Source organism: Streptomyces sp. NPDC020898 (genome assembly GCF_044333925.1).
Classification (GTDB): Bacteria; Actinomycetota; Actinomycetes; order Streptomycetales; family Streptomycetaceae; genus Streptomyces.
Window position 1 is genome coordinate 1,432,263 of sequence record NZ_JBIRRV010000001.1, and the last position, 4,959, is coordinate 1,437,221.

The window sequence follows — 4,959 nt, forward strand, 5'->3', positions numbered from 1 at the left end:
CCCGGTCACACAACCCCCGCCGGGCCCCCCCCCCCCCCCCCCCGCCGGCGCCCCGCCGGGGGGGGGGGGGGGGGGCCGCGGCGGGCGGGGGGGGGGGCGCGGCCCCCCCCCCCCCCCCGGCCCCGACCTGCGTCAGGACCGGAGTGGGCGGTAACCGGCTCCCCGAACTCTGCGCTCCCGGCGGGCCAGTATCTATGACCGCGAGGTGAGGGTTTACCGCGCGGCGCGGAGAGAGTTTTACCCCTATGAATAGGGCGGAGTTATTCACGCCTCGGCAGGTGGAGGCGGCATGCTACTGTCGATCTCAGTTGCAGTCGTGGTTCCCAATACTTCAAGCGTCCTCAGTCGGCCCCCGGGTCGCATGAGAACGCTTTTTATACCGGGTCGTTTTCCGGGCGGGGCATCATCGCGGCGACACGGCGTCCGTGCAGTGCGGACGCCGCTGTACTGCCCCAAAGGAGAATTGACATGGCATCTGGCACCGTGAAGTGGTTCAACGCGGCCAAGGGTTTCGGCTTCATCGAGCAGGACGGTGGCGGCGCTGACGTGTTCGCCCACTTCTCGAACATCGCCGCCCAGGGCTTCCGCGAGCTGACCGAAGGTCAGAAGGTCACCTTCGACATCGCGCAGGGCCAGAAGGGCCCGACCGCCGAGAACATCGTTCTCGCCTGACGCTGACGCGCATTGTGCAGCTGGGGCCCGCATCCCTCGGGGTGCGGGCCCCAGCTGCACCTGTTTCTCGCAGTGGTTTTACCCCGCTATTCGCTTCACCTCCTTTCAGCGCCTGTACCGACACGGTTTCCCTGTGGGTCAGGTTCGCTTTCGAATTCCATTCGGCCGTTCTTGTGATTACCCGCGCTGCTCTTCCGCTGCGGGAATTCCTTGATACGCGCCGTATCAAGGAAGGTTCTGAATGAACCCCACACGTACGAACGGCCGCTCCTCCCGCTCCCGCCGCACCGGCGGGGGCGCCGCTTTCGGCTCCACCGCCGGTTCGGGCCGGGGCAGCCGCTCCGGTTCGTCCGTCCCGAGCCGTTCCGGAAGCGCCGGCCGCTCGGGCGGCCAGGGTCGCTCCGGCGGTCCGAGCCGCCGCCCCGCCGCGCTGCAGGGGGAGTTCGCCCTGCCGAAGACGATCACTCCGGCGCTGCCCGCCGTCGAGGCGTTCGCGGACCTCGACATGCCCAGCCCGCTCCTGGCCGCCCTCACCACGCAGGGCGTGTCCGTGCCGTTCCCGATCCAGGGCGCGACGCTGCCGAACTCCCTGGCCGGCCGTGACGTCCTGGGCCGCGGCCGGACCGGCTCCGGCAAGACGCTGGCCTTCGGTCTCGCCCTGCTGGCCCGGACCGCCGGACAGCGCGCCGAGCCCCGTCAGCCGCTGGCCCTGGTCCTGGTCCCCACCCGGGAACTCGCCCAGCAGGTCACCGATGCCCTCACCCCGTACGCCCGCGCCGTGAAGCTGCGCCTTGCCACCGTCGTCGGCGGGATGTCGCTCGGCAGGCAGGCGAGTGCGCTGCGTGGTGGCGCCGAAGTCGTCGTGGCCACCCCCGGGCGTCTCAAGGACCTCATCGACCGCGGCGACTGCCGGCTGAACCAGGTCGGGATCACCGTCCTCGACGAGGCCGACCAGATGGCCGACATGGGCTTCATGCCGCAGGTCACCGCGCTGCTGGACCAGGTACGCCCCGAGGGCCAGCGCATGCTGTTCTCCGCGACCCTGGACCGCAACGTCGACCGGCTGGTCCGCAGCTACCTCACCGACCCCGTCGTCCACTCGGTGGACCCCTCCCAGGGCGCCGTCACCACGATGGAGCACCACGTCCTGCACGTGCAGGGCGCGGACAAGCACCGGACGACGACGGAGATCGCGGCACGCGACGGCCGGGTGATCATGTTCCTGGACACCAAGCACGCCGTGGACCGCCTCACCCAGGACCTCCTCAACAGCGGAGTACGCGCCGCCGCCCTGCACGGCGGGAAGTCGCAGCCGCAGCGCACCCGCACCCTGGCCCAGTTCAAGACCGGGCACGTCAGCGTCCTCGTCGCCACGAACGTCGCGGCCCGCGGCATCCACGTCGACAACCTCGACCTCGTCGTCAACGTGGACCCGCCGACCGACCACAAGGACTACCTGCACCGCGGCGGCCGTACCGCCCGCGCCGGCGAGTCCGGCAGCGTCGTCACCCTGGTGACCCCCAACCAGCGCCGTGAGATGACCCGCCTCATGGCCGCCGCCGGCATCGTCCCGCAGACCACCCAGGTCCACTCCGGCGAGGAAGCCCTCACCCGGATCACCGGTGCCCAGGCCCCCTCCGGCGTCCCCGTCACCATCACCGCGCCGGCGGCCGAGAAGCGCAAGCGCGGCCCGGTCTCCCGCGGTCGGCGCAGCCCCGCTTCGGCCGCCCGCCGTGGGCGCACGCGCCAGAACGCCTTCGACACGACCGCCTGAGCACCACCCACATGATCAGGAAGCCGGTCCATCCCCTGCGGGACGTTCTCGGCGACCGGGTTCTCGCCCTGGCCGGCTGAACCGCCTCACCGCGGCGGAACCCTTCCCTACTTTCTCCCTGTGAGGCATTCATGCGCTGTGTCATCGCCAGGTTCCCGTTCGACCTCACCAAGATCGGCGTCCTGGAAACCATGAAGGGCGTCAAGCCCGAGGAGGTCACCGGCGAGTCGGTGATCATCGGCCGCCGCACCTACCCGGTCAAGCAGGTCGGCCAGGTCGTCACCCGCCAGGACCGCCGCGACTTCAGCGCCGGCGAAGTGACCCGGGCCATGTCCCAGCTCGGCTTCACCTGCCGCGGCCTTCCCCAGGCCGCCGCGCCCGCCCCGGTCGTCGACCCGGTGCGGGAGGCCTCCGCGATGCTCGGGGTGCCCGCGTCCGTCTGACCGACGGGAAGAACAACGAGGAGGGTCCGACCGGCTTGTGCCGGTCGGACCCTCGTCGCGTAGCGGGCTGTCGTCCACCGGGCCTTGAGGAACGCACCGCCACGGGCCTACTCTCGGATCAGCGAACCTCTGACTGAGTCAACTGTCCGTCGCCAGCCGTCCGTCCCGTCGCGAGGTGGCCCATGACCGTCCAGGACATCCGCTCGTTCAACCGCTTCTATACGAACGTCATCGGCGCGCTCGACTACAGCAGCCGCCTGTACGCCCCCTACACCCTCACCGAGGCCCGCGTCCTCTACGAACTCGCGCACTCCACCCGTACCGACGCCGCCGATCTGCGTGCCCAACTCACCCTGGACGCGGGCTACTTGAGCCGCATTCTCAACAAGTTCGAGCAGGACGGGCTGATCGAGCGGGCGCCCTCCGACCGGGATCCCCGGCGGCGGCGGGTCACGCTCACCGCGCGCGGGCGGGAGGCCGCCAACCTGTTGAACGAGCGCGCGACGGAGGCCATCGGCTCGCTGCTCGCCACCGTGCCGGCCGCCGACCGGCCCCGGCTCACGGAGGCGCTCCACACGGTCCGCTCGCTACTCTCCGACGGCCGGCCGCCACGCCGTGAGGACGTCGTGCTGCGCGAGCCCGGCCCCGGCGACCTCGGCTGGATCGTGCAGCGCAACGCGGCCCTGTACGCGGCCGAGTACGGCTTCAACACCGACTACGAGGGGCTCGTCGCCCGGATCGTCGCCGACTTCGCCGAGGACCACGATCCGCATCTGGAGCGGGTGTGGATCGCCGAGCTGGACGGGCGGCCCGTGGGGGGTGTGATGTGCGTACGGGACGACGCGCCGGGGACGGCCAGGCTGCGGCTGCTGCTCGTCGAGCCGGACGCGCGCGGGCTCGGCATCGGTGACCGGCTCGTCGCGGCCGTCATCGGCTTCGCGCGTGAGGTCGGCTACCGGGACGTCGTCCTGTGGACCAACGACATCCTGGCCGCCGCCCGCCGCGTCTACCAGCGCCACGGCTTCGTGCTCGCCGCCGAGAAGCCGCACCGCTCCTTCGGGAAGGATCTGACCGGCCAGGACTGGCGGCTGGATCTGCACGCGACGACGGAGCGCTGGAGTGACGGGTAGGGTCCGTGACATGAAGCTGGCGTTCTCCACCCTCGGCGTTCCCGGTCTCCCCCTCCCCGACGTCCTGCGTCTGGCGGCCACGCACGGCTATCACGGCGTAGAGCTGCGCACGCACCCCGAAGAGCCCGTCCACCTGGGCCTCGGCCCGGCCGAACGGGCCGATGTGGCCGCCGAGTTCAAGGCGGCGGGCATCGAGATCCTCGGCCTCGCCGGATATGCGCGCGTCGCGGCCCCCGGCGACGACGAACCCGTCATCGACGAACTCCGCGCACTCCTCGACCTGGCCCGCGACCTCGGTGCCCCGTTCATCCGTGTTTTCCCGGGGGGAGGACTCCCCGGCGGCGCCGCCGACCAGTCCCCCGAACAGGCCGACGCGACGGCGGCCCGCAGGCTCGGCACGGCCGCCGAGTACGCGGCCGACGTCGGCGTACGCATCCTGCTGGAAACCCACGACTCGCATCGCACGGGCGCCGCCGCGATCCGCGTCCTGGGCCCGGTCGGGCACCGTCAGGTGGGCTCCCTGTGGGATGTCATGCACACCTGGCTCGGCGGCGAGCAGCCGTCGGAGAGCTACGCGGCCCTCTCCCCGTATCTCGGATACGTCCAGGTCAAGGACATCGCCTCGGCCGACGACACCACCCCGCTGCCGCTGGGCGCCGGCGTTCTACCGCTCGCCGAGTGCGTCGAGGTCCTCTCCCGGCACGGCTGGGACGGCTGGCTGTGCTGGGAGTACGAGAAGCGGTGGTACGAGGGGGCTGCGCCGCTGGAGGGGTTGCTGGCCGCTGGTCGCGAGCACCTCGCGCGGCTGCTCAACGAATCGGCCTGAGCCGGCTGGTCCGGTTCGGGTTCGGGTTCGGGTTCGGGTTCGGGTTCGGGTTCGGGTTCGGGTTCGGGTTCGGGTTCGGGTTCGGGTTCGGGTTCGGGTTCGGGTTCGGGTTCG

5 protein-coding genes are annotated in these 4,959 nt (G+C 71.3%); all 5 read left to right on the forward strand.

The window, feature by feature from the left end; all coding sequences use genetic code 11:
* Nucleotides 1-468 precede the first annotated feature (468 nt).
* The 5 genes from ACH4TV_RS06255 to ACH4TV_RS06275 all read left to right on the forward strand — a co-directional run bounded on the left by ACH4TV_RS06255 (nt 469) and on the right by ACH4TV_RS06275 (nt 4,845).
* Nucleotides 469-672, forward strand: coding sequence for a cold-shock protein (locus tag ACH4TV_RS06255; RefSeq protein WP_105974435.1), 204 nt, complete (start codon nt 469-471; stop codon nt 670-672).
* A 241-nt stretch (nt 673-913) separates the two neighbouring features.
* Nucleotides 914-2,446, forward strand: coding sequence for a DEAD/DEAH box helicase (locus ACH4TV_RS06260; RefSeq protein ID WP_398394703.1), 1,533 nt, complete (start codon nt 914-916; stop codon nt 2,444-2,446).
* A gap of 131 nt (nt 2,447-2,577) precedes the next feature.
* Nucleotides 2,578-2,889: an SCO5918 family protein gene (locus ACH4TV_RS06265; RefSeq protein WP_398394705.1), complete on the forward strand. Its 312-nt coding sequence runs from the start codon at nt 2,578-2,580 to the stop codon at nt 2,887-2,889.
* 182 nt (nt 2,890-3,071) lie between these two features.
* On the forward strand, nt 3,072-4,019 hold the full coding sequence (locus ACH4TV_RS06270; protein ID WP_398394707.1) for a GNAT family N-acetyltransferase: 948 nt from the start codon (nt 3,072-3,074) through the stop codon (nt 4,017-4,019).
* A gap of 10 nt (nt 4,020-4,029) precedes the next feature.
* On the forward strand, nt 4,030-4,845 hold the full coding sequence (locus ACH4TV_RS06275) for a sugar phosphate isomerase/epimerase family protein (RefSeq protein ID WP_398394709.1): 816 nt from the start codon (nt 4,030-4,032) through the stop codon (nt 4,843-4,845).
* Nucleotides 4,846-4,959: the final 114 nt, after the last annotated feature.

Excerpts from the sequence above, each read along its gene's own strand:
- ACH4TV_RS06255 (WP_105974435.1), top strand. The coding sequence starts at position 469 with ATGGCATCTGGCACCGTGAAGTGGTTCAACGCGGCCAAGGGTTTCGGC.
- ACH4TV_RS06260 (WP_398394703.1), top strand. The coding sequence starts at position 914 with ATGAACCCCACACGTACGAACGGCCGCTCCTCCCGCTCCCGCCGCACC.
- ACH4TV_RS06265 (WP_398394705.1), top strand. The coding sequence starts at position 2,578 with ATGCGCTGTGTCATCGCCAGGTTCCCGTTCGACCTCACCAAGATCGGC.
- ACH4TV_RS06270 (WP_398394707.1), top strand. The coding sequence starts at position 3,072 with ATGACCGTCCAGGACATCCGCTCGTTCAACCGCTTCTATACGAACGTC.
- ACH4TV_RS06275 (WP_398394709.1), top strand. The coding sequence starts at position 4,030 with ATGAAGCTGGCGTTCTCCACCCTCGGCGTTCCCGGTCTCCCCCTCCCC.